Origin of the sequence: Pseudomonas sp. CYM-20-01, from assembly GCF_023169845.1 — a bacterium.
GTDB lineage: Bacteria > Pseudomonadota > Gammaproteobacteria > Pseudomonadales > Pseudomonadaceae > Aquipseudomonas > Aquipseudomonas azotoformans.
Map to the genome: position 1 here is coordinate 6,119,232 of NZ_AP025169.1, position 22,315 is coordinate 6,141,546.

A 22,315-nucleotide genomic window follows, 5' to 3' on the forward strand; every position below is an offset into this window, starting at 1 on the left:
ATTAACAGCGACTCAATGTGGGAGGGGGCTTGCCCCCGATGACGGCGTGTCAGACACAGATGTTTTATCTGAACCGGCGCTATCGGGGGCAAGCCCCCTCCCACATTTTGACCGTGCAACATTCCGATGACGTAAGTGCTTTCGCACACGGGCAGCTGGCGTTATTCTCTATTTCACCTCAACAGCCAAAGGGCGGCTAAAAACAACCTTGAACGCACCCATCGCAGAACCCCATCGTTTTCTCCTCGAGCCGTTTGAGGCTCGCCGTTTCGCCAATCTGTGCGGACAGTTCGACGAGCACCTGCGCCTGATCGAACAACGCCTGAGCATCGAGATCCGCAATCGCGGCAATCAGTTCGAGCTCATTGGTGAACCCCAACACACCACGTCCGCAGAAAACCTGCTGCGCCGCCTCTACCGTGAAACCAAGGGTAGCGAGCTGTCGCCGGAAACCGTGCACCTGTACCTGCAGGAATCGGCCGTGGAAGACCTGGCCAACAACCCCGTGGCCGAAGCCAGCGTGGCCCTGCGTACCAAAAAAGGCATGATTCGCCCGCGCGGCTTGAATCAGCAGAAGTACGTCAAGGAAATCCTCGGCAACGATATCAACTTCGGCATCGGCCCCGCCGGTACCGGCAAGACCTACCTGGCCGTGGCCTGCGCGGTCGATGCGCTGGAACGCGAGCAAGTGCGCCGCATCCTGCTGGTACGCCCGGCGGTCGAGGCTGGCGAGAAGCTCGGCTTCCTGCCCGGCGACCTGGCCCAGAAGATCGACCCGTACCTGCGCCCGCTCTACGACGCACTGTACGAGATGCTTGGCTTCGAATACGTGGCCAAGCTGATCGAACGCCAGGTGATCGAGATCGCCCCGCTGGCCTACATGCGCGGCCGCACTTTGAACAACAGCTTCATCATCCTCGACGAAAGCCAGAACACCACGGTCGAGCAGATGAAGATGTTCCTCACCCGCATCGGTTTCGGCTCCACCGCCGTGATCACCGGCGACATCACCCAGGTCGACCTGCCCAAGGGCACCAAGTCGGGCCTGGGCCAGGTGATCGAGGTGCTCAAGGATGTGCCGGGCATCAGCTTTACGCACTTCATGCCCAAGGATGTGGTTCGCCACCCGCTGGTACAGCGCATCGTCGAGGCCTACGAGCGTTTCGAGCACCGTGACGATGGGTTGTCCAAGGACGTTCGCCGCGATGCTTGAGCTAGACCTGCAGCTGGCCACCGAAGCGCCCGCCCCCAGTGAAGCCCAGTTCCGTCAGTGGTGCGCCCTGGCCCTGCGCCAGCGCAGCGCCGACTCGGAACTGACTATTCGCCTGGTCGATGAGCCCGAAGGCCGCGAACTGAACCACACCTGGCGCCAGAAGGATTACGCGACCAACGTGCTGTCCTTCCCCGCCGACGTGCCGGATGAGCTGCTGGATATCCCGTTGCTGGGCGACCTGGTCATCTGTGTCGCGGTGGTGGAGCGCGAAGCGAAGGAACAAGGCAAGGAACTTGAGGCCCACTGGGCCCATCTAGTCATCCACGGCTGCTTGCATCTCTTGGGTTACGACCATATAGACGATGACGAAGCCGAGGAAATGGAAACACTGGAACAAACGTTGCTTGCAGAATTGGGTCATCGGGACCCGTATGCCGACGACGAAGCTTAAAAACACTCAACTGTAACAATAAAGGATTCAGAGTAATCGCTATGAGCGAAGACCGATCGAGCAACGGGCAGAAGTCATGGCTGGGTAAACTGACCCAGGCTTTTGCCCACGAGCCGAAAAACCGCCAGGAGCTGCTGGAGCTGCTGCGCGAGGCCCATCAGAACAAGTTGCTGGACAGCGAAGCGCTGGCCATTGTCGAGGGCGCCATCCAGGTGGCTGACCTGCAAGTGCGGGACATCATGGTCCCGCGCTCGCAGATGATCAGCATCAAGGCGACCCAGACCCCACGGGAGTTCCTCCCGGCCGTGATCGACTCGGCGCACTCGCGCTACCCGGTGATCGGTGAAAGCCATGACGATGTCATGGGCGTCCTGCTGGCCAAGGACCTGCTGCCGCTGATCCTCAAGGAGAACGGCGACAGCTTCAACATCAAGGACCTGCTGCGCCCGGCGACCTTCGTGCCTGAATCCAAGCGCCTGAATGTGCTGCTGCGCGAATTCCGCGCCAACCACAATCACATGGCCATTGTGATCGACGAATACGGCGGCGTGGCCGGCCTGGTCACGATTGAAGACGTGCTGGAACAGATCGTCGGCGATATCGAAGACGAACACGACGTCGAAGAAGACAGCTACATCAAGCCACTGCCCAGCGGAGACTTCCTGATCAAGGCGCTGACGCCGATCGAGAACTTCAACGAGTTCTTCGACAGCGAATTTTCCGACGACGAGTTCGACACCGTCGGTGGCCTGGTGATGAGTGCGTTTGGCCACCTGCCAAAACGTAACGAAACCACCGAGATCGGCGCCTATCGCTTCCGTATCCTGAATGCCGATAGCCGTCGCATCCACTTGATCCGCTTGACCCCTATTGCCCGCTAAGGACTGACATGCGCCGTCTCACCGCTCCCGGCTGGCCCGGTAATTTGCTGGCCGTGGTGGCCGGCGCCATCACTACCCTGGCGCTGGCGCCGTTCGACCTGTGGCCGTTTGCGCTGGTCGCGGTCGGCTTGTTCTATGTGGGGCTGCGGGACCTGAGCCCACACCAGGCCCTGGGTCGTGGCTGGTGTTTCGGCTTCGGCCTGTTTGGTGCCGGCACCAGTTGGATCTACTACAGCATCCACCACTTCGGCGGCGCTTCGGTGTTGCTGGCGGGGTTCCTGATGCTGTTGTTCACCGCCGCCATCGCCTGGTTCTTCGCCCTGCCCGCCTGGTTGTGGGCGCGCTGGTTGCGCCGCAACGAAGCGCCGCTGGCGGATGCGCTGACATTCGCAGCGTTGTGGGTCGGCCAGGAGGCGTTTCGCGGCTGGTTCCTTACCGGGTTCCCGTGGCTGTACTCCGGCTACAGCCAACTCGACGGCCCCCTCACCGGCCTCGCGCCGCTGGGCGGGATGTGGCTGATCTCCTTTGCCCTGGCACTCACCGCCGCCCTGCTGTGCAACCTGCCGCGCCTGCTGGCCGGCAAGCGCAACGCGTTTATCGGTGTCGGCCTGGTGTTGCTGGTCGCGCCCTGGGCGATCGGCCTGGCGCTCAAGCATCACGCCTGGACCAGTCCGTCCGGCGCGCCGCTGAGCGTAGCCGCCATCCAGGGCAACGTTGAACAGAGCATGAAGTGGGACCCGGAGCAGCTCAACGCGCAGCTCGCGCTGTATCGCGACATGAGCTTCAGTTCCAAGCGTGTCGACTTGCTGGTATGGCCGGAAACAGCGGTGCCGGTGCTCAAGGAGTCTGTCGAAGGCTACCTGGGCATGATGGGCAAATTCGCCGCCGACCGGCACACCGCGCTGATCACCGGGGTACCGATCCGCCAGGAAGTGCACCACCAGAAGCGCTACTTCAACGGCATCACCGTGGTCGGCGAAGGCGACGGCACCTACCTCAAGCAGAAACTGGTGCCGTTCGGTGAGTACGTGCCATTGCAAGACATGCTGCGCGGCCTGATTGCCTTCTTCGACCTGCCGATGTCGGACTTCGCCCGCGGCCCCTCGGACCAGGCGATGCTGCAGGCCAAGGGCTATCAGATTGCGCCGTTCATTTGCTACGAAGTGGTGTACCCGGAATTCGCCGCCGGCCTGTCGGCGCAGAGCGATCTGCTGCTGACCATCAGCAACGACACCTGGTTCGGCCGCTCCATCGGCCCATTGCAGCACCTGCAAATGGCGCAGATGCGTGCATTGGAAGCCGGCCGCTGGATGATCCGCGCCACCAACAATGGCGTGACCGGCCTGATCAACCCGTTCGGGCAGATCACCGCGCAGATCCCGCAATTCGAACGCGGCATCCTCTACGGTGAAGTGGTGCCCATGCACAACCTCACGCCGTACCTGCAATGGCGTTCGTGGCCGTTGATCATTGTGTGCCTGGGGCTGTTTGGCTGGGCGCTGCTGGCGAGCCGCATGTCCAAAACCGTCTGACAGACAACCCAAAACCAATGTGGGAGGGGGCTTGCCCCCGATGGCTGTGTATCAGTATCAGATGTACTGACTGACACTCTGCTATCGGGGGCAAGCCCCCTCCCACATGATGATCTGCCGCGTTATCGGTAGAACAACCGATAGCCCACCTGCCCCACCGCTTCGTTGATCAACTGCCCGCTGCGCCACACTGAGACGAACTCCGGCATCCAGCCACCCAGTGGCCTGGCGTTGTCCACGCCCAGGAACCCCACCGGCGCCGGCACCACGGTAAAGCCGGCTCTCTCAAAGCTCCACACCGAACGCGGCATGTGCCAGGCCTGGGTCACCACCACCACGCGCTTGATGCCTTCGGGCAAGAGAATCTCTGCGCTCATCTGCGCGTTTTCCCAGGTGGTTCGGCTGCGCTCTTCCTTCCAGCGCACCGTCACACCGAAGTCATCCTGCATCGACACCGCCATCAGCTCCGCCTCGCTAGGCGGTGTGCCGTAATGCAGGCCGCCGGTCGTCAGCACCGGCAGCCCGGAGGCCTTGGCCAATCGTGCGGCATAGCGCTGGCGCTCCAGGCCGGTACCCGTCGGCTGATCGATGCCCCAGGCCGGGTCACCGCGCTCACGCCCGGAGCCCAACACCACGATCGCATCGGCGCGTTGCGCCAGCGTCGACCAATCTTCCCGCGCCAACGGCGGCTCAGTCTCCAGGGCTCGTGCGCCCCACTCCACCATCACCGGCAGGCTGATCAGCCACATACCGCCAAACCCCAGCGCAAAGCAGCAACCCGCCAAGCGTGGCCGGCTACGCCGAAACCACCAGGCAAGGGCCAGCAGCAGCAAGAGAATGCCGGGCGGCAGGAGCAGTTGTTTAATGAAGTAACGAATAGGCATCGGGCATCTCCAAAGATGCCCGAAGCCTAAGGTGTAACGGGGTTTAGCGACAATCTTTACCGTGACATGACGCGAAGGTGTTGCTCTAGGGGGAGTGAACTACTTGTAGCGTACGAAGCGGCGTTTTTCCGGGCCGCGACCGACCGACAAGTCCTTGAGCCACACCACCTTGGCAGAGTGCGTGGGCTCCTTGGGTGGCGGGGTTGCCACCAGAGGAGGCGCACCGCGCCCATTCCGCTCCAGATAAGCCTTGATCAGTTCCAACTCCGCGCGGGTCAAACCGCGCAGTTCCAACTCCACAGGCCGTTCATCACGCAATCGGCCCGCTGTCCTCGCTGCATCCAATGCACGACCCAATCGGTCGATCAGTCCTTCGTAGATTTCCGGTTTCGTTACGATTCGCTGCGATTCAACCATCCCCTCACCTCATTGAAGAAAGACTTGCTCCCCAATAAACAGCGTAGCCCCCGTGGCTGCGCCTGCCCGGCGCCGCGACAGACGGCCCTGCCAGAGCAATCAGGGTTTCCCTCGATAGAGTGGGGTCATGTATGCTACGGCGCTTCCTGTAACTCCACTTCCCGCAGGGTTTGGGCACGGACGCGCCGCTTTTTGGTGTCGATCAACCTGAATGTTGCACCGAAGAGGATTAGGCCACCCCTATTCAGTTCAAAAGTAGCCATGCACGAACAATATCAGCCCCGTGAAATAGAAAATGCCGCCCAAACCTTCTGGGACGAGCAAAAGTCCTTTGAAGTCAGTGAACAGCCAGGCAAGGAGACTTACTACTGCCTATCGATGTTCCCTTACCCCAGCGGCAAGCTACACATGGGGCACGTGCGTAACTACACCATCGGCGACGTGATTTCCCGTTACCAGCGCATGCAAGGCAAGAACGTCCTGCAACCCATGGGTTGGGATGCCTTCGGCATGCCGGCGGAAAACGCCGCGATGAAAAACAACGTGGCCCCCGCCAAGTGGACCTACGAAAACATCGCCTACATGAAGTCCCAGCTGCGCAGCCTGGGCCTGGCGGTGGACTGGTCCCGCGAAGTCACCACCTGCAAGCCGGATTACTACCGCTGGGAACAATGGCTGTTCACCCGCCTGTTCGAAAAAGGCGTGATCTACAAAAAGAGCGGCACCGTGAACTGGGACCCGATCGACCAGACCGTCCTTGCCAACGAGCAAGTGATCGACGGTCGCGGCTGGCGCTCCGGCGCGCTGATCGAAAAGCGCGAAATCCCGATGTACTACTTCAAGATCACCGCCTACGCGGATGAACTCTTGTCGAGCCTCGACGACCTGCCGGGCTGGCCGGAACAGGTCAAGACCATGCAACGCAACTGGATCGGCAAGTCCAAGGGCATGGAAGTGCAGTTCCCGTACAACGTCGACTCGATCGGCGCAGCGGGCGCACTGAAAGTCTTCACCACCCGTCCGGACACCCTGATGGGCGCGACCTACGTCGCCGTGGCTGCCGAACACCCGCTGGCCACCCAGGCTGCACAGAACAACCCTGAGCTGCTGGCGTTCATCGCCGAATGCAAAGGCGGCAGCGTGGCCGAAGCCGACGTCGCCACCCAGGAGAAAAAAGGCCTGCCGACTGGCCTGTTCGTCGAGCACCCACTCACCGGTGAAAAGCTGCCGGTATGGGTCGCCAACTACGTGCTGATGCACTACGGCGATGGCGCAGTAATGGCAGTGCCGGCCCACGACGAGCGCGATTTCGAATTCGCCACTAAATACAGCCTGCCGATCAAGTCCGTGGTGCGCACCAGCTCGGGCGACACTAACCCGGCCCCGTGGCAAGACGCCTACGGCGAGCACGGCACGCTGATCAACTCCGGCGAGTTCGACGGCCTGGATTTCCAGGGCGCTTTCGACGCCATCGAAGTCGCGCTGGTCAAGAAAAACCTCGGTGCCTCGCGCACCCAGTTCCGCCTGCGCGACTGGGGTATCAGCCGCCAGCGCTACTGGGGCTGCCCGATCCCGATCATCCACTGCGAAAGCTGTGGCGACGTGCCAGTACCGGAAGACCAACTGCCAGTCGTCCTGCCGGAAGACGTGGTGCCGGACGGGGCCGGTTCGCCATTGGCGCGCATGCCCGAGTTCTACGAGTGCAGCTGCCCGAAATGCGGCGCGCCTGCCAAGCGTGAAACCGACACCATGGACACCTTCGTCGAGTCCTCGTGGTACTACGCCCGCTACGCCTCGCCGCACTATGAAGGCGGCCTGGTAGAGAAATCCGCGGCCGACCACTGGTTGCCGGTTGACCAGTACATCGGCGGTATCGAACACGCCATCCTGCACCTGCTGTACGCGCGCTTCTTCCACAAGCTGATGCGTGACGAAGGCCTGGTGAGCTCCGACGAGCCGTTCAAGAACCTGCTGACCCAGGGCATGGTGGTCGCCGAGACCTACTATCGCCGTGAAGCCAACGGCGCCTACACCTGGTTCAACCCGGCTGACGTCGAGCTTGAGCGCGACAGCAAAGCCAAGGTCATCAGCGCCAAGCTGATCGCCGACGGCCTGCCGGTGGAAATCGGCGGCACCGAGAAGATGGCCAAGTCGAAGAACAACGGCGTCGACCCACAGTCGATGATCGACCAGTTCGGTGCCGACACCTGCCGCCTGTTCATGATGTTCGCCTCGCCGCCTGACATGAGCGCCGAATGGTCCGACTCCGGCGTCGAAGGCTCGCACCGCTTCCTCAAGCGCGTCTGGCGCCTGGCGCACGCTCACATCAGCCAGGGCCTGCCGGGCAAGCTGGACGTGGCCGCCTTGAGCGACGAGCAAAAACTCATTCGCCGCAGCACCCACCTGGCCATCAAGCAAGCCAGCCAGGACGTGGGCCAGAACCACAAGTTCAACACCGCCATCGCCCAGGTGATGACGCTGATGAACGTGCTGGAAAAAGCCCCACAAGTCACTGAGCAGGATCGCGCACTGGTACAGGAGGGCCTGGAAACGGTCACCCTGCTGCTGGCGCCGATCACGCCGCACATCAGCCACGACCTGTGGAACCGTCTGGGCCACAGCGACGCCGTCATCGATGCGCGCTGGCCGGTGCAGGATGACAGCGCCCTGGTACAGGACACGCTGCAACTGGTGATCCAGGTCAACGGTAAACTGCGTGGTCAGATCGACATGCCGGCCACCGCCAGCCGCGAAGACGTTGAGGCGGCTGCCCGCATCAACGAAAACGTGCTGCGCTTTACCGAAGGCCTGACGATCCGCAAAGTGATCGTGGTGCCTGGCAAACTGGTCAATATCGTCGCGAGCTAATCGGATCGGGCGCAGGGTTTGGGCCCTGCGCCGAACAAAGCCTTCAGGGCCTCGATAAGGCCCACATGGTTTCAAGGGGAGCAACAAAATGATCAAACGCAATTTGCTGGTGATGGGCCTTGCCGTGCTGCTGAGCGCTTGCGGCTTCCAGCTGCGCGGTACCGGCACCAATGACCTGACGATCAAGGAACTCGACGTGAGCGCCCGCAACGCCTACGGCGATACGGTGACGCAGTTGCGTCAGGTGCTGGAAAACAGCGGCGTGCACGTCTATACCGGCGCGACGTACAAACTGTTCCTGGTCGACGAAAGAGAAACCCAGCGTAACCTGAGCTACGCCAGCGCCGGGCGTGCGTCCGACATCGAACTGAACACTGCGCTCAACTTCGAAATCCAGGGCCGCGATCATCTGCCGCTGATGGGTGACAAGATCCAGGTGCAGAAAGTGGTCAGCCACGATGGCAACAACCTGGTGGGTTCGGACTCCGAAATCCAGCAAGTGCGCAAGGAAATGCGTCGCGAACTGGTACAGCGCATGGTGCTGCGCCTTTCGATGCTGACTCCGGAACAACTGGAGACCCTGCAGCAACAGGCTGACAACAAGGCCAAGGCCGACGCCGACGCGCTGAAAGCTGCCAAAGAGTACGAAGACAACACGCCGAAACAGTCGCCTGTTGAAGTCCCTGTCGAGTAAGCCGGACGGGGCGTCCCAAGCGCCCCGTTTACCCTGCCTATGAAACTCGCCCCCGCCCAACTCGCCAAACACCTGCAAGGTGGCCTTGCGCCTGTCTACATTGTCAGCGGTGATGATCCGCTGCTGTGTCAGGAAGCCGCCGACGCCATTCGCACGGCGGCACGCCAGCAAGGTTTCGACGAACGCCAGGTCTTCAGCGCCGACGCCAGCTTCGACTGGGGCACGCTGCTGCAGGCCGGCGCGAGCATGTCGCTGTTTGCCGAGAAGCGCCTGCTGGAACTGCGCCTGCCTTCAGGCAAGCCTGGCGACAAGGGCGCGGCCGCCCTGATGGAATACTGCTCGCGCCCCGCCGAAGACACGGTGTTGTTGATCAGCCTGCCCAAGCTTGATGGCAGCGCGCAGAAAACCAAGTGGGGCAAGGCCCTGGTAGAAGGCGCACAGACCCAGTTCATCCAGATCTGGCCGGTGGACAGCGGTCAGTTGCCGCAATGGATTCGCCAACGCCTGTCCCAATCGGGGCTGTCGGCGACCCAGGACGCGGTCGAGTTGATCGCCGCCCGGGTTGAAGGCAACTTGCTGGCCGCCGCCCAGGAGATCGAAAAGCTCAAGCTGATGGCCGAAGACGGGCAGATTACCGTCGAGACCGTCCAGGGCGCCGTGGCCGATAGCGCGCGCTTTGATGTGTTCGGGCTGGTGGATGCGATCCTCAACGGTGAACCCGCTCACGCCTTGCGTATGCTCGAAGGACTGCGCGGCGAAGGCGTGGAGCCGCCGGTGATTCTCTGGGCCCTGGCCCGTGAACTGCGGGTGCTGGCCAATATTGCCCTGCAATATAGCCAGGGTACGCCGCTGGACAAATGCTTCAGCCAGGCCAAGCCACCGGTGTGGGACAAGCGCAAACCCTTGATGAGCAAAGCGCTGCAACGGCACTCGGCGCAACGCTGGGCACAATTGCTGCTGGAAGCGCAGCGCATCGACGCGCAGATCAAGGGCCAAGCCGCTGGTTCGCCGTGGATGAGCCTGAGCCGTTTATCGTTGCTGATGGCCGGCCAGCGCCTGACATTGCCGGCAGAATAGTCCTACCTCTCGAAGGGCTTTACAGCGGCGCAACATCGGCAGATGATTTGCACCGCTTCCACCACCCAACGAGAGTAACGACCATGAGCAAAAAGCCATCCAAGCATGGCCCCAACAAGGCCAAATCCATCATCGCCCAGCCACTGTTCCGCAGCCGTCAGGAACGCGCCGGCAAGGGCAAAGGCAGCTACCGCCGCGAAGCCTTCCAGTCTAATAGCTGGGAGGCTTCTTACTTTCTGGCTGCCTGAAGGCAAGCAGCCCTCTGGCATGATAAGGTCTGCACCTGATTTGCAATCCCTGGACCTGTGCATGCCCTCTAGTCTTTCCCGTCGTTGGCACTTTCGCCAACTGATCGCTGCCTCCAGCCTCATTCTGCTCGTCGCCTGCGCGGAGAAACCCACCGCCGCCGACGCTCAACCGCTGCCCAAGCTCCAGACCGCCCCTGTGGTTGCGCCCGCCGTCGTGGCCCCGCTGGCCGTGGACAATCTTGATATCCAGCCGACCCAGACCTTCGCCGAATGGCAGGCGGCCTTCCGCGTGCAAGCCCTGCAGGCCGGCATCACCGCCGCCGTATTCGACAACGCATTTGCCAACGTTACCCCCGACATGGCGGTGATCCGCGCCGACCGCAGCCAGCCGGAATTTTCCCGCCCGGTGTGGGAATACCTCGACGGTGCCCTGTCGCCCGTGCGCGTGCGCAACGGCCAGGCGTTGCTGGTCAAGTACGCCGACATCCTGCAAAGCATCGAACAGCGTTATGGCGTCGACCGCCAGGCGCTGGTGTCGGTGTGGGGCATGGAGAGCAACTTCGGCCAGTTCCAAGGCAACAACTCGGTGATCCGCTCCCTGGCGACCCTGGCCTACGAAGGCCGCCGCCCGGCATTTGCCCAGGCGCAACTGCTGGCGGCGCTGCAGATCATCCAGCACGGCGATATCCAGGCCGACCAGATGAAAGGCTCCTGGGCCGGCGCCATGGGCCAGACCCAATTTATCCCGACCACCTACAACACCCACGCCGTCGACTTCGATGGCGACGGTCGCCGCGATATCTGGAACAGCCCGGCAGATGCCCTCGCCTCCACCGCGCACTACCTGCAAAGCTCCGGCTGGCAGAAAGGCCAGCCGTGGGGTTTTGAGGTGAAACAATTGCCGGCGAACTTCGACTACGCCCTGGCCGATGGCGGCATCCGCAAGACGGTCGCAGAATGGCTGAAACTGGGCATCCAACTGCCACCGGGTGCCAGCCTGCCACCCAACGTCGACCAACTCTCCGCTGCCCTGCTGTTACCGGCCGGTTATCGCGGCCCGGCGTTCCTGGTGCTGGATAACTTCCGTGCGATCCTCAAGTACAACAACTCGTCGTCCTACGCTTTGGCGGTCGGCCTGCTGTCGGAACGTTTCGGTGGCGGCGGCGTGATTCGTGGCGATTGGCCGAAAGATGAATTGCCATTGAGCCGCTCGCAGCGCATCGACTTGCAGACGGCCTTGAGTGCCAATGGCTATGACGCGGGCAACCCTGACGGGATTATCGGCGCCAATACGCGTAAGGCGATTCGTGCGGCGCAGCAGGCCTTGGGCTGGCCGGCGGATGGGTATCCGACGGTGAAACTGCTGGAGTCGTTGCAGAGCCGCTAGATCGGCATATGGCGGCTATTGCTATCGGGGGCAAGCCCCCTCCCACATTTCGACAGCATTCCATTGTGGGAGGGGGCTTGCCCCCGATGACGGCCTGACAGGTCGCAAAAACTCAGGCTTTGAACACTACATCCTGCTCCAACACCACCCGCTGCTCCCCCGCATCCAACCGCACCAACGCGCCCATCGGCAACGTCAGGTTCGGGTCGCAATGCCCACTGCGCCAACCGGACAACACGGGGATGCACAGCGGCTCGAAGGTCTGCTTGAGCAAGCGCTCCAACGCAACCTTATCCACACCCGCCACGTCCCCTACCAGTACACCGGCGACCTGCGCCAGCTTGCCTGCCAGGCGCAGGTGCGTCAGCAGGCGGTCGATGCGGTAGATCGGCTCGTTGACGTCCTCGATCAACAGGATGATGCCTTCTGCGTCGATCTCAAAGGGTGTGCCCATGACTGCCGCGATCATCGACAGGTTGCCGCCCAGCAAGCGCCCACAGGCGATGCCAGGCTCGATTGTGGTCAGCGGGTAGGCCACCGGGTGCATCAACTCGCTGCCAGCGCCCAGCTGGCCGCGCAGCAGGCCGAACAATGAAGACTCGGTAGGTGGTTGCTTGTCACCCAACAGGTCGGCGTTGAGCATCGGCCCGTGGAAGGTCACGAAGCCGGCGTAACGGCTGATTGCCAGGTGCAACGCAGTGATGTCGCTGTAACCCACGAAGGGTTTGGCATTGGCGCGCAGCAGTTCGAAGTCCAGGCTATCGAGCAGACGCGGCGTGCCGTAGCCACCACGCAGGCAGAAGATGGCGTCGATTTCAGGGTCGGCGAAAGCTTTGTGCAGGTCGTTGAGGCGGGTTTTATCGCTGCCGGCGAGGTAGCCGTCGCGTTCGTAGACACCCGGGAAAATGCGCAGGTCGTAGCCGCGGGTGCGCATCCATTGACCGGCTTTTTCGACGTCGAGGGTGGCGGGGCCGGCGGGGGCGATCAGGGCGATGGTGCCTTCGGAGCGAAGGGCAGGTACGGCAGCGGTCATCACGACTCTCCTTGGCTAACGCGAAACAACTGTGGGAGGGGGCTTGTCCCCGATGGCGGTGTATCAGCATCAGAAGTGCTGACTGACAGTCCGCTATCGGGGGCAAGCCCCCTCCCACATTAACCTGCGGTACCGCTCACAGCTCTATCAGGAAACCAGGCTAGCCTTGACCAGCTTGGCCTGCTCGTCCGCATGGTACGAGGAGCGCACCAGCGGGCCCGACGCCACGTTCTTGAAGCCCATCTTGTAGCCTTCCTCGGCGAACCAGGCGAAGGTGTCCGGGTGCACGAAACGCTGCACCGGCAAGTGGCTGCGGGACGGTTGCAGGTATTGGCCCAGGGTCAGCATGTCGATGTCGTGTTCGCGCATGCGCTTCATGACTTCGATGACTTCTTCGTCGGTCTCGCCCAGGCCCAGCATCAGGCCGGACTTGGTCGGGATGTGCGGCATCATCTGCTTGAATTTCTGCAGCAGGGTCAGCGACCACTGGTAATCCGAACCTGGACGCGCAGCCTTGTACAGGCGTGGCACGGTTTCGAGGTTGTGGTTGAACACATCAGGCGGCTCGGCGGCGGTGATTTCCAGCGCCACGTCCATACGGCCACGGTAGTCCGGGACCAGGGTTTCGAGCATCACGTTCGGCGACAGCTTGCGGATTTCGCGGATGCAGTCGGCAAAGTGCTGGGCACCCCCGTCACGCAGGTCGTCGCGGTCTACCGAGGTGATCACCACGTACTTGAGGCGCAGGTCGGCGATGGCGATGGCCAGGCTCTCCGGCTCGTTGACGTCCAGTGGCTTCGGACGGCCGTGGCCGACGTCGCAGAACGGGCAGCGACGGGTGCAGATGTCACCCATGATCATGAAGGTGGCGGTGCCGCCGGAGAAGCACTCGCCCAGGTTCGGGCAGGACGCCTCTTCGCACACGCTGTGCAGCTTGTGCTTGCGCAGCAGCGCCTTGATACGGTCGACTTCCGGCGAAACCGGGATGCGCACGCGGATCCAGTCGGGTTTCTTCGGCAGTTCGGTGGTCGGAATGATCTTCACCGGGATGCGTGCAACCTTCTCGGCGCCGCGCAGCTTGACGCCGGCTTCCACCTTGGCACGCGGGGCCGGGGCTGGGCGTTCGGTAACGTCCACCGTCGGGATCATGGTTTGCACTGCATCAGTAGTCATAATCAGTCGATTCCGCCCGTCAGGGTCGTCTGCTCAGCATAGTCGAGGTGTTTGACGAGCTGCGCACGCAGCCGGGCACTTACCTCGGCAAATTTAATCGGTGTGGCGTGGTCACTCAGTTGCGTCATTGCCAACCCGGCATAGCCACACGGGTTGATCCGCCGGAACGGTGCCAGGTCCATGTCCACGTTCAGGGCCAGGCCATGAAAGGAACAGCCATGACGAATACGCAGCCCCAGGGAGGCGATTTTCGCGCCATCAACGTACACACCCGGCGCATCCGGCTTGGCTGCAGCGCTCACGCCGTAACTGGCCAGCAGCTCGATCAGGCAAGCCTCCATGCGGCTGACCAGGTCGCGCACGCCGAACCCAAGCTTGCGCACATCCAGCAGCAAGTAGGCCACCAGTTGACCCGGCCCATGGTAAGTCACTTGGCCACCTCGGTCGACCTGCACCACCGGAATTTCCCCCGGCAGCAGCAGATGCTCGGCCTTGCCGGCCTGGCCCTGGGTAAACACCGGCGGGTGTTCCACCAGCCAGATCTCATCGGGGGCCGAGGTGCCGCGCTCGTTGGTGAAGCGCTGCATGGCGTGCCAGACGGGCTCGTAGTCCATCCGGCCGAGCTCGCGAAAGCCCAGGACCTGTGACATCACAGCACCATGTGCACGAAGCCGGTGGCCCGCAGTTCACTGTTGATGTTGTAGAGCTGGTCCTGATCCGTCGCAACGATGTGCAACTGGATCGTGGTGTATTTGCCGGTTGAACTGGAGCGTTCATCCACGCGCTGATCGTTGATCGTTGCGTGTTTACGCACGATCTCGAGGATCAGGTCTTTACGGCCGACACCGGTATCGCTGATCACCTTGATGGGATAGTCCACCACCGGGAATTCGATCTTTGGCGCCTTTACTTCTTTATCGGTCATGGCGTAACGGCCTCGTAAGCGTAAGCCGTGGCGACGGGCAAAGCCCCGTGTCGGATCAACACGGGGCTTTGCAGGTGCACACAATCAGTTGAACAGGCTGTAGAAGAATAGACGGATGCTATCCCACACGCGGCGGAAGATACCACCTTCGTCGACGGCGTCCAGGGCGATCAGGTCGGCGCTGTGCACCACCTTGTCATCCAGCTTCACTTCGACTTTACCGATCACGTCGCCCTTGGCGATGGGCGCAACCAGTTGCGGGTTCATGGTCATGCTGGCAGCGAGCTTCTTCAGCTGGCCTTTAGGCATGGTCAGGGTCAGGTCTTCAGCCAGGCCAGCCTTGACTTGGGAGGTCGCGCCTTTCCACACCGGCGCGGTCGCCAGTTCAGCACCCTTCTGGTAGAAGGTCTGGGTTTCGAAGAAACGGAAACCGTAGGTCAGCAGCTTTTGCGTCTCGGCCGCACGGGCCTGTTCGCTGTTGGTGCCGAAGACCACGGCAATCAGGCGCTGGCCGTCACGGACAGCGGACGACACCATGCAGTAACCGGCTTCTTCGGTGTGGCCGGTTTTCAGACCATCGACGGTCTTGTCGCGCCACAGCAGCAGGTTGCGGTTAGGCTGCTTGATGTTGTTCCAGAAGAATTCCTTCTGGGAGTAGATCGCGTAGTGCACCGGGTCGACACGAATGATCGCGCGCGCCAGGATCGCCATGTCGTGAGCCGACGAGTAGTGCTCCGGGTTCGGCAGGCCGGTCGGGTTCATGAAGTGGCTGTTGGTCATGCCCAGGTCGGCCACGGTTTTGTTCATCATGTCGGCGAATGCATCTTCGCTGCCGGCGATGTGCTCGGCCAGCGCGACGCTGGCATCGTTACCGGACTGGATGATGATGCCGTGCAACAGGTCGCTCACAGTCACCTGCGAACCCACCTTGATGAACATCCGCGAACCGCCGGTACGCCAGGCGTTTTCGCTGACGGTGACCGGGTCGTTCTCGCCGATCTGGCCGCGACGGATTTCCAGGGTCGCGATGTAGGCGGTCATCAGTTTGGTCAGGCTGGCCGGTGGCAGGCGCTGGTCACCGTTGTTCTCGACCAGCACGTTGCCGCTGGCGGCATCCATGAGGACCCAGGCCTTGGCAGCCAGTTGCGGGGAAGCCGGCACCATTTCAACCGCCCAGGCGGCCGGGGTGATGATCAGCGAAAGAAGCAGGCACGTGCGTTTGGCTAAGGTGGTGATGTTCATCCGTCTCTCGAAATTGCTTATGGAAACTTGCCCTCGCGGGCAAAACTTATTCAGACAGCCCGCTACCAGACTGTCACGTGTTCGGTTGCCCGCTCACCCCTTGCCCCTGGGTTTTTATTGTTCAACGAGCCAACAACCAGGGTTCAAGCCCGCGCACGGGCCAGAACCATCAATTCTGTTTTATTCAGCGGTGACCACGCTAGGCTGACCCAGATTGGCCAGGCGCACGCTGTTCTGCACTTGCGCCACTTCGCTCGGCGAGCCGATCGGGCCCATGCGCACACGGTGCAACGTCTGCTGGTTACGCACGATGGAGCTGATGAACACCGGCGCGTTGACCATGCTGCTGAGCTTGGACCTTAACAGTTCTGCCGCATCCGGGTTGGCGAAAGCGCCCACCTGCAAGTATTGGCCACCGGCCAGCGAAGCACCCTGGGCAGCCTGCGGCACTGCCACGGTGTCCGGGGCGTGCTGTTGTGGCGGCGGTGTCCACTGCTCGACCTTGCCCGCCGATGCGGTGATTTGCGGTTGTGGTGTCTGCGGCTCGTTGAGCATCAATGGCGCCGGCTTGCCGCGCTGGGCCCAGTACTGCGCCGGGTCGATGCCTTCGACCTTGACCCGTGCGGTGCCGGTTTCGGCGTAGCCGAGTTTCTTCGCGGCGGCGTAGGACAGGTCGATGATGCGGTCCGAGTAAAACGGCCCACGGTCGTTGACGCGCAGGATCACCGTGCGGTTATTGTCCAGGTTGGTCACCCGCACATAACTCGGCAGCGGCAACGTCTTGTGCGCGGCACTCATGCCATACAGGTCATACACTTCGCCATTGGCGGTGTTCTGGCCGTGGAACTTGGTGCCGTACCAGGACGCCGTGCCCGATTGCACGTAGGTCTTGGATTCCTGCAGCGGGAAATAGGTCTTGCCCAGCACGGTGTACGGGTTGGCCTTGTAGGCACCGGTGTGCAGGGTGGGCGTGGCGTCCGGGATCTTCGACACATCGACATCCCACCACGGCGCGCCGTCTTTGTGCGCACGGTTGATGTCCAGGCCCGGCTGGGAACGAACTGCGGTGCCCCCGGACTTCTGCGCCGGACCGCGGCTGGTGGAGCAACTGACGACCAGCAGGGACAACGCGACGAACGCCACCAGCTTGAGCGGTTGATTGAACGGCGATGCCCGCATTACTTAGTGCCCCGTGCTTGGACCAGCATGTCTGACAGCTGATGCACGGCCATGGCGTACATCACACTGCGGTTATAACGCGTGATTGCGTAGAAATTCTTCAGGCCCATCCAGTATTCCGGGCCGTTTTCGCCCTCAAGGCGGAATGCCGTGACCGGCATCTCGTCAGGCAGCGCATTCTGACTCGACCAGCCCAGCGCCCGCAACTCCCCGACCGTCTTGGCCGGCTCGATGCCCTGCGTCAGGCCTTCGTCGGCGCGATCGCCCGTGACATCCGCACGTATCACCACCGGCTCACCGGCGACCCAGCCATGGCGCTTGAAGTAGCTGGCCACGCTGCCGATGGCGTCGTCGGGGTTGCTCCAGATATTGATATGCCCGTCGCCGTCAAAATCCACCGCATAGGCGCGGAAGCTGCTTGGCATGAACTGCGGCAAGCCCATCGCACCGGCGTAGGAGCCCTTGAGGGTCAGCGGATCGACCTGCTCTTCACGGGCCAACAGCAGGAATTCGCGCAGTTCCTTGCGGAAGAACTCGGCGCGGGGCGGGTAATCGAAGCCCAGGGTCGACAAGGCGTCGATCACCCGGTAGCTGCCGGTATTGCGCCCGTAGAAGGTTTCAATGCCGATGATCGCAACGATGACCTGGGCCGGTACGCCGTACTCTTGCTCGGCGCGGGCCAGCACTGCCTCATGCTGGCGCCAGAAGTCCACACCACGGGCCACGCGGGCGTCGGTGAGGAACATCGGGCGATATTCCTTCCACTGCTTCACACGCTCAGCGGGGCGCGAAATGGCGTCGAGGATCGCCTGCTTTTTCTGGGCTTCGCGGAACACACCCATCAGCTGTTCACCGGCGAAACCATAGTCGCGGGTCATCTCACCGACAAACTCGGCGACCTGGGGTGAACCATCGTAGTCACCGGCCTGCGCCTCTTGCGTTGCGCCCAGCAGCCCAATCAGGCCCATCCAGGACGCGTGCCGAGTCGCCCAGCCGCGCATTACTTGCATTGACATCTTCACCTTATTCAAACCTGTGCGATCCATTTGCGATGCGTATGAATCGACATCAAAACCCCAAACGCTGACAGCAATGTCACCAGCGAAGTTCCGCCGTAGCTAATGAATGGCAACGGCACCCCAACCACCGGCAACAGGCCACTGACCATACCGATGTTGACGAAAACGTAAACAAAAAAAGTCATGGTCAGGGCGCCGGCGAGCAATTTGCCGAACAGCGTCTGCGCCTGCGCGGTGATCACCAGGCCGCGACCAATCAACAGCAGATAGATCAGCAACAGCGCGCAAATGCCTACCAGGCCGAACTCTTCGCCCATCACCGCAATAATGAAGTCGGTGTGGCTCTCGGGCAAAAAGTCCAGGTGCGACTGGGTACCCAGTAACCAGCCCTTACCAAATACGCCGCCGGAACCGATGGCGGCCTTCGACTGGATGATGTTCCAGCCGGTGCCCAGCGGATCGCTTTCCGGGTCGAGGAACGTGAGAATTCGCTGCTTCTGGTAGTCGTGCATAAAGAAGAACCACATGGCCACGGCCACCGGCACCGCGGCAGCGAGCACGCTGAGGATCCAGCGCCAGCGCAAGCCGCCCATGAACAGCACGAACGCACCACCGGCCAGGATCAGCAGCGAGGTGCCCAGGTCCGGCTGGCGCACGATCAGGATGAACGGCACGCCAATCAGGATCAGGCTGATCCCCACGTGCTTGAGCTGCGGCGGCAAGGTGCGCTTGGACAGGTACCAGGCGATGGTCGCCGGCATCAGGATCTTCATGAATTCCGACGGCTGGAAGCGAATCACCCCCGGAATGTTGATCCAGCGTGTCGCGCCCATGGCGTTGTGGCCCATCACGTCCACCACCACCAGCAGCAACACCCCGGCGACGTAGCCCAACGGCACCCAGCGCGCCATGAAACGCGGCTCCAGTTGGGCGATCACCACCATCGACAACAAGCCCAGGCCAAACGAAGACGCCTGCTTGATCAGCAGGTCCCAGTTCTTGCCGCTGGCCGAGTACAGGACGAACAGGCTACCGGCCGCCAGGGTCAGCAGCAGGATCAGCAACGGGCCGTCAATGTGCATGCGTTGCAGCAACGTCGCACGGCGACGCATCACATCCTCACTGGAGAGGATGCGGTCAAAATTACTCTTCACGGGCCGTAACCTCGGTGCTTGAAGGGGGCCCGCCGTATTCGGGCTTGAGCCTGCCGTCGTCGGCCAACAGCCAGGCGTCCATTACTTGGCGCACCACGGGCGCCGCGACGCCGGAGCCGGACTCGCCGTTCTCGACCATCACCGCCACCACGATCTTCGGGTCGTCCGCCGGGGCAAAGCCGACAAACAAGGCGTGGTCGCGGTGGCGCTCCTGGACCTTGGAGCGGTCATATTTTTCGCCCTGCTTGATCGCCACCACCTGGGCGGTACCGCTCTTGCCGGCAATGCGGTACTGCGCGCCGATGGCCGCCTTGCGCGCGGTGCCGCGTGCGCCGTGCATCACTTGCTGCATGCCGTGGTTGACCTTGGTCCAGTCGGACGGGTCGCGCAGTACGATGTCCGGGATCGGGTTTTCATCCAGAGGCTTCTCGCCCTCGATGGTCTTGGCCAGGTGTGGACGGTTCCAGATGCCTTTGTTGGCGACCAACGCGGTGGCCTGCGCCAGTTGCAACGGCGTGGCCTGCATGTAGCCCTGGCCGATACCGAGGATCAGGGTTTCGCCTGGGAACCACGCCTGGCGGCGGGTCGCGCGCTTCCACTCCCGCGACGGCATCAGGCCGGGGGACTCTTCGAACATGTCCAGCGAGACCTTCTGGCCAAGGCCGAACTTGCCCATGTAAGCGGACAGGCGATCGATACCGAGCTTGTGGGCCAGGTCGTAAAAATAAGTGTCGTTGGAGCGCATGATCGCGGTGTCCAGGTCGACATAGCCGTCACCGGTGCGGTTCCAGTTACGGTATTTGTGATCGTAGTTGGGCAGCATGTAGTAGCCCGGGTCGAACACGCGGCTGGAGGCCGTGACCACACCTGCGTCCAGTCCGGCAATCGCCACCGCCGGCTTGATGGTCGAGCCCGGCGGATACAGGCCGCGCAACACGCGGTTGAACAGCGGCCGATCGATGGAATCACGCAACTCGGCGTAGGCCTTGAAGCTGATCCCGGTCACAAACAGATTGGGGTCGAAACTCGGCTGGCTGACCATCGCCAGGACTTCGCCAGTAGCCGGGTCCAGGGCAACCACCGCGCCGCGCCGCCCGCCCAGGGCCATCTCCGCCGCTTCCTGCAGCTTGATGTCCAGGCTCAGCACGATGTCCTTGCCCGGCACCGGGTCGGTACGCTTGAGCACCCGCAGCACGCGGCCACGGGCGTTGGTCTCGACTTCCTCGTAACCCACCTGACCGTGCAACTCGGGCTCGTAGAAACGCTCGATGCCGGTCTTGCCGATATGGTGGGTGCCGCTGTAATTCACCGGATCGAGGGTTTTCAGCTCTTTCTCGTTGATCCGCCCCATGTAGCCAACGGAGTGGGCAAAGTGCGGCCCTTGCGGGTAATGCCGCACCAACTGCGCCACCACTTCCACACCCGGCAGACGAAACTGGTTCACCGCAATCCGCGCGATCTGCTCTTCGGTCAGCTCGAACAGGATCGGCACCGGCTCGAAAGGCCGGCGCCCCTGTTTCATGCGTTTCTCGAAGATCACCCGGTCTTCCGGCGTCAGTTGCAGTACCTCGACAATCACATCGAGGATCTGCTGCCAGTCGCCGGAACGCTCGCGGGTCATGCTCAGGCTGAAGCTGGGCCGGTTGTCCGCCACCACCACGCCATTACGGTCGAAAATCAGCCCACGGGTCGGCGGGATCGGCTGCACATGCACCCGGTTGTTTTCCGACAGCGTGGAGTGATAGTCGTACTGGATCACCTGCAGGAAATACAGGCGGGCGATCAGCACGCCCAACAACGCCACCACCATGATTGCGCCAAACACCACGCGTGCGCGTACGAGACGTGCGTCTTTCTCGTGGTCCTTGATGCGGATCGGTTGGGTCATCGGGAGGGGCGCAGATTATTTGTGGTAAGGGTGCCCGGACAGGACTGTCCAGGCGCGATACAGCTGTTCACCGATCAGGATCCTTACCAACGGGTGCGGCAGCGTCAACGCCGACAGCGACCAACGCTGGTCCGCCCGCGCGCAGACTTCCGGCGCCAGCCCTTCGGGGCCACCGACCATGAAGTTGACCGTACGCGAGTCCAGGCGCCAGCGATCCAGTTCCACCGCCAGTTGCTCGGTGCTCCAGGGCTTGCCGTGCACTTCGAGGGTGACGATGCGCTCGTTGGGGCCGACCTTGGCCAACATGGCTTCGCCTTCCTGACGGATAAAGCGCGCCACATCGGCATTCTTGCCACGGGTATTGAGCGGTATCTCTACCAGTTCCAGCGACAGCTCAGCGGGCAGACGCTTGGCATACTCGTGCCAGCCTTCTTCCACCCACTTGGGCATACGTGAACCGACAGCAATCAGACGCAGGCGCACAGCCGTTCCTTATTCCTGGTCTTTGTTGAGCTTGTCGAAGTGCGCGTGGCCCACTTCCGGGCTGTGGTGCTTGCCATCGGCGGCACGGCTCTGCTCGGCGCCTTTCCACAGACGCTCCAGGTCGTAGAACTGGCGGGCGTTGGAAGTCATCATGTGAACGATCACGTCGTCCATGTCCAGCAACACCCAGTCGCTGTCGCCCTTGCCTTCTTCACCCAGCGGCTTCACGCCCTGGGCTTTGACGGCTTCACGGACTTTATCGAGCATCGCGCCGATCTGACGGTTCGAGGTACCGGTGGCGATAATCATGAAGTCGGTGATGCTTTGCTTGTCGCGCACGTCCAGCACCTGGATGTCCTGGGCTTTAACGTCCTCCAGGGCAGCCACCGCGACCTTTACCAGCTCTTCGCCAGCCAGTTCCGGGCCTACGTGGGCTTCAACCGGCAGCGGCGCGCTTTTGAAGGTGCCTTTGCGCTTAACTTTGCTTACGTCTTTGTTCGTCATATAAAACTCGTTTTGCTCGTATGTTCGGGCGCTTGCTGCACGAATTTTCGTACGTTCAAGCGC

Annotated in this window: 22 protein-coding genes; 9 read left to right on the plus strand and 13 right to left on the minus strand. The window is 62.0% G+C overall.

Annotated features, from left to right (window positions below):
* The first annotated feature begins 208 nt into the window (after positions 1-208).
* From M2497_RS27840 to lnt, 4 genes are read left to right on the plus strand one after another with little or no spacing between them, the layout of a single operon-like run.
* Entirely contained in the window at positions 209-1,213 is a 1,005-nt protein-coding gene (locus M2497_RS27840) for a PhoH family protein (RefSeq protein ID WP_058427759.1), read from the plus strand.
* Complete coding sequence (gene ybeY, locus M2497_RS27845; protein ID WP_248484808.1) at positions 1,206-1,664, plus strand: rRNA maturation RNase YbeY; 459 nt, start codon at positions 1,206-1,208, stop codon at positions 1,662-1,664. Before M2497_RS27840 ends, ybeY begins: the two co-directional genes overlap by 8 nt.
* 41 nt (positions 1,665-1,705) lie before the next feature.
* Positions 1,706-2,545 (plus strand): HlyC/CorC family transporter, encoded by an 840-nt coding sequence (locus M2497_RS27850; RefSeq protein ID WP_010206772.1) that lies wholly within the window; start codon positions 1,706-1,708, stop codon positions 2,543-2,545.
* Positions 2,546-2,553: 8 nt separating this feature from the next.
* Positions 2,554-4,077 carry an apolipoprotein N-acyltransferase gene (lnt, locus tag M2497_RS27855; protein ID WP_248484817.1) on the plus strand — a complete coding sequence of 508 codons (1,524 nt, stop codon included), beginning with the start codon at positions 2,554-2,556 and terminating at the stop codon, positions 4,075-4,077.
* A gap of 122 nt (positions 4,078-4,199) precedes the next feature.
* Here the strand turns inward: lnt and M2497_RS27860 are convergent, their stop codons facing one another.
* Positions 4,200-4,961 (minus strand): YdcF family protein, encoded by a 762-nt coding sequence (locus M2497_RS27860; RefSeq protein WP_248484820.1) that lies wholly within the window; start codon positions 4,959-4,961, stop codon positions 4,200-4,202.
* Positions 4,962-5,060: 99 nt separating this feature from the next.
* On the minus strand, positions 5,061-5,378 hold the full coding sequence (locus M2497_RS27865; protein ID WP_058427763.1) for a hypothetical protein: 318 nt from the start codon (positions 5,376-5,378) through the stop codon (positions 5,061-5,063).
* 261 nt (positions 5,379-5,639) lie between these two features.
* On the opposite strand from M2497_RS27865, the gene leuS reads away from it, so the two are divergent.
* From leuS to M2497_RS27890, 5 genes are all read left to right on the plus strand, one after another.
* Positions 5,640-8,246 carry a leucine--tRNA ligase gene (gene leuS, locus M2497_RS27870; RefSeq protein ID WP_248484822.1) on the plus strand — a complete coding sequence of 869 codons (2,607 nt, stop codon included), beginning with the start codon at positions 5,640-5,642 and terminating at the stop codon, positions 8,244-8,246.
* A gap of 88 nt (positions 8,247-8,334) precedes the next feature.
* On the plus strand, positions 8,335-8,940 hold the full coding sequence (gene lptE, locus M2497_RS27875; RefSeq protein WP_071493669.1) for an LPS assembly lipoprotein LptE: 606 nt from the start codon (positions 8,335-8,337) through the stop codon (positions 8,938-8,940).
* A gap of 39 nt (positions 8,941-8,979) precedes the next feature.
* Positions 8,980-10,017 carry a DNA polymerase III subunit delta gene (gene holA / locus M2497_RS27880; protein WP_248484824.1) on the plus strand — a complete coding sequence of 346 codons (1,038 nt, stop codon included), beginning with the start codon at positions 8,980-8,982 and terminating at the stop codon, positions 10,015-10,017.
* An 83-nt stretch (positions 10,018-10,100) separates the two neighbouring features.
* Positions 10,101-10,265, plus strand: a complete 165-nt coding sequence (gene arfA, locus M2497_RS27885; RefSeq protein ID WP_003176285.1) for an alternative ribosome rescue factor ArfA — start codon at positions 10,101-10,103, stop codon at positions 10,263-10,265.
* A 61-nt stretch (positions 10,266-10,326) separates the two neighbouring features.
* Positions 10,327-11,652 carry a lytic murein transglycosylase gene (locus M2497_RS27890; RefSeq protein WP_248484826.1) on the plus strand — a complete coding sequence of 442 codons (1,326 nt, stop codon included), beginning with the start codon at positions 10,327-10,329 and terminating at the stop codon, positions 11,650-11,652.
* 112 nt (positions 11,653-11,764) lie between these two features.
* Here M2497_RS27890 and M2497_RS27895 read toward each other — a convergent pair whose 3' ends face one another.
* The 11 genes from M2497_RS27895 to rsfS all read right to left on the minus strand — a co-directional run bounded on the left by M2497_RS27895 (position 11,765) and on the right by rsfS (position 22,252).
* On the minus strand, positions 11,765-12,685 hold the full coding sequence (locus M2497_RS27895) for an LD-carboxypeptidase (protein ID WP_248484828.1): 921 nt from the start codon (positions 12,683-12,685) through the stop codon (positions 11,765-11,767).
* Between the two features lie 147 nt (positions 12,686-12,832).
* On the minus strand, positions 12,833-13,834 hold the full coding sequence (lipA, locus tag M2497_RS27900) for a lipoyl synthase (protein WP_166794335.1): 1,002 nt from the start codon (positions 13,832-13,834) through the stop codon (positions 12,833-12,835).
* A 26-nt stretch (positions 13,835-13,860) separates the two neighbouring features.
* Entirely contained in the window at positions 13,861-14,508 is a 648-nt protein-coding gene (lipB, locus tag M2497_RS27905) for a lipoyl(octanoyl) transferase LipB (RefSeq protein ID WP_058427770.1), read from the minus strand.
* Positions 14,508-14,783, minus strand: a complete 276-nt coding sequence (locus tag M2497_RS27910; RefSeq protein WP_015886061.1) for a DUF493 domain-containing protein — start codon at positions 14,781-14,783, stop codon at positions 14,508-14,510. The genes lipB and M2497_RS27910 overlap by 1 nt, the downstream gene beginning before the upstream one ends.
* 84 nt (positions 14,784-14,867) lie before the next feature.
* Entirely contained in the window at positions 14,868-16,025 is a 1,158-nt protein-coding gene (locus tag M2497_RS27915; RefSeq protein ID WP_058427771.1) for a D-alanyl-D-alanine carboxypeptidase family protein, read from the minus strand.
* Positions 16,026-16,205: 180 nt separating this feature from the next.
* Positions 16,206-17,204 carry a septal ring lytic transglycosylase RlpA family protein gene (locus M2497_RS27920; RefSeq protein ID WP_058427772.1) on the minus strand — a complete coding sequence of 333 codons (999 nt, stop codon included), beginning with the start codon at positions 17,202-17,204 and terminating at the stop codon, positions 16,206-16,208.
* A complete protein-coding gene (mltB, locus tag M2497_RS27925; RefSeq protein ID WP_248484830.1) occupies positions 17,204-18,214 on the minus strand; it encodes a lytic murein transglycosylase B in 1,011 nt (336 codons plus the stop codon). The genes M2497_RS27920 and mltB overlap by 1 nt, the downstream gene beginning before the upstream one ends.
* A gap of 17 nt (positions 18,215-18,231) precedes the next feature.
* The gene (gene rodA / locus M2497_RS27930) at positions 18,232-19,335 is read right to left on the minus strand and encodes a rod shape-determining protein RodA (protein WP_042570827.1); all 1,104 of its coding nucleotides are present in this window, start codon (positions 19,333-19,335) and stop codon (positions 18,232-18,234) included.
* Between the two features lie 31 nt (positions 19,336-19,366).
* A complete protein-coding gene (gene mrdA / locus M2497_RS27935) occupies positions 19,367-21,265 on the minus strand; it encodes a penicillin-binding protein 2 (protein WP_248484832.1) in 1,899 nt (632 codons plus the stop codon).
* Positions 21,266-21,280: 15 nt separating this feature from the next.
* The gene (gene rlmH, locus M2497_RS27940) at positions 21,281-21,748 is read right to left on the minus strand and encodes a 23S rRNA (pseudouridine(1915)-N(3))-methyltransferase RlmH (protein ID WP_003176297.1); all 468 of its coding nucleotides are present in this window, start codon (positions 21,746-21,748) and stop codon (positions 21,281-21,283) included.
* Between the two features lie 9 nt (positions 21,749-21,757).
* Positions 21,758-22,252 (minus strand): ribosome silencing factor, encoded by a 495-nt coding sequence (gene rsfS, locus M2497_RS27945; RefSeq protein WP_003176298.1) that lies wholly within the window; start codon positions 22,250-22,252, stop codon positions 21,758-21,760.
* Between the last annotated feature and the right edge of the window lie 63 nt (positions 22,253-22,315).

Excerpts from the sequence above, each read along its gene's own strand:
- lptE (WP_071493669.1), top strand. The coding sequence starts at position 8,335 with ATGATCAAACGCAATTTGCTGGTGATGGGCCTTGCCGTGCTGCTGAGC.
- arfA (WP_003176285.1), top strand. The coding sequence starts at position 10,101 with ATGAGCAAAAAGCCATCCAAGCATGGCCCCAACAAGGCCAAATCCATC.
- M2497_RS27890 (WP_248484826.1), top strand. The coding sequence starts at position 10,327 with ATGCCCTCTAGTCTTTCCCGTCGTTGGCACTTTCGCCAACTGATCGCT.
- leuS (WP_248484822.1), top strand. The coding sequence starts at position 5,640 with ATGCACGAACAATATCAGCCCCGTGAAATAGAAAATGCCGCCCAAACC.
- M2497_RS27920 (WP_058427772.1), bottom strand. The coding sequence starts at position 17,204 with ATGCGGGCATCGCCGTTCAATCAACCGCTCAAGCTGGTGGCGTTCGTC.
- M2497_RS27850 (WP_010206772.1), top strand. The coding sequence starts at position 1,706 with ATGAGCGAAGACCGATCGAGCAACGGGCAGAAGTCATGGCTGGGTAAA.
- M2497_RS27895 (WP_248484828.1), bottom strand. The coding sequence starts at position 12,685 with ATGACCGCTGCCGTACCTGCCCTTCGCTCCGAAGGCACCATCGCCCTG.
- M2497_RS27910 (WP_015886061.1), bottom strand. The coding sequence starts at position 14,783 with ATGACCGATAAAGAAGTAAAGGCGCCAAAGATCGAATTCCCGGTGGTG.
- rsfS (WP_003176298.1), bottom strand. The coding sequence starts at position 22,252 with ATGACGAACAAAGACGTAAGCAAAGTTAAGCGCAAAGGCACCTTCAAA.
- lipA (WP_166794335.1), bottom strand. The coding sequence starts at position 13,834 with ATGATCCCGACGGTGGACGTTACCGAACGCCCAGCCCCGGCCCCGCGT.
- lnt (WP_248484817.1), top strand. The coding sequence starts at position 2,554 with ATGCGCCGTCTCACCGCTCCCGGCTGGCCCGGTAATTTGCTGGCCGTG.
- mrdA (WP_248484832.1), bottom strand. The coding sequence starts at position 21,265 with ATGACCCAACCGATCCGCATCAAGGACCACGAGAAAGACGCACGTCTC.
- mltB (WP_248484830.1), bottom strand. The coding sequence starts at position 18,214 with ATGCAAGTAATGCGCGGCTGGGCGACTCGGCACGCGTCCTGGATGGGC.
- M2497_RS27865 (WP_058427763.1), bottom strand. The coding sequence starts at position 5,378 with ATGGTTGAATCGCAGCGAATCGTAACGAAACCGGAAATCTACGAAGGA.
- M2497_RS27860 (WP_248484820.1), bottom strand. The coding sequence starts at position 4,961 with ATGCCTATTCGTTACTTCATTAAACAACTGCTCCTGCCGCCCGGCATT.
- rodA (WP_042570827.1), bottom strand. The coding sequence starts at position 19,335 with ATGCGTCGCCGTGCGACGTTGCTGCAACGCATGCACATTGACGGCCCG.
- ybeY (WP_248484808.1), top strand. The coding sequence starts at position 1,206 with ATGCTTGAGCTAGACCTGCAGCTGGCCACCGAAGCGCCCGCCCCCAGT.
- holA (WP_248484824.1), top strand. The coding sequence starts at position 8,980 with ATGAAACTCGCCCCCGCCCAACTCGCCAAACACCTGCAAGGTGGCCTT.
- M2497_RS27915 (WP_058427771.1), bottom strand. The coding sequence starts at position 16,025 with ATGAACATCACCACCTTAGCCAAACGCACGTGCCTGCTTCTTTCGCTG.
- lipB (WP_058427770.1), bottom strand. The coding sequence starts at position 14,508 with ATGTCACAGGTCCTGGGCTTTCGCGAGCTCGGCCGGATGGACTACGAG.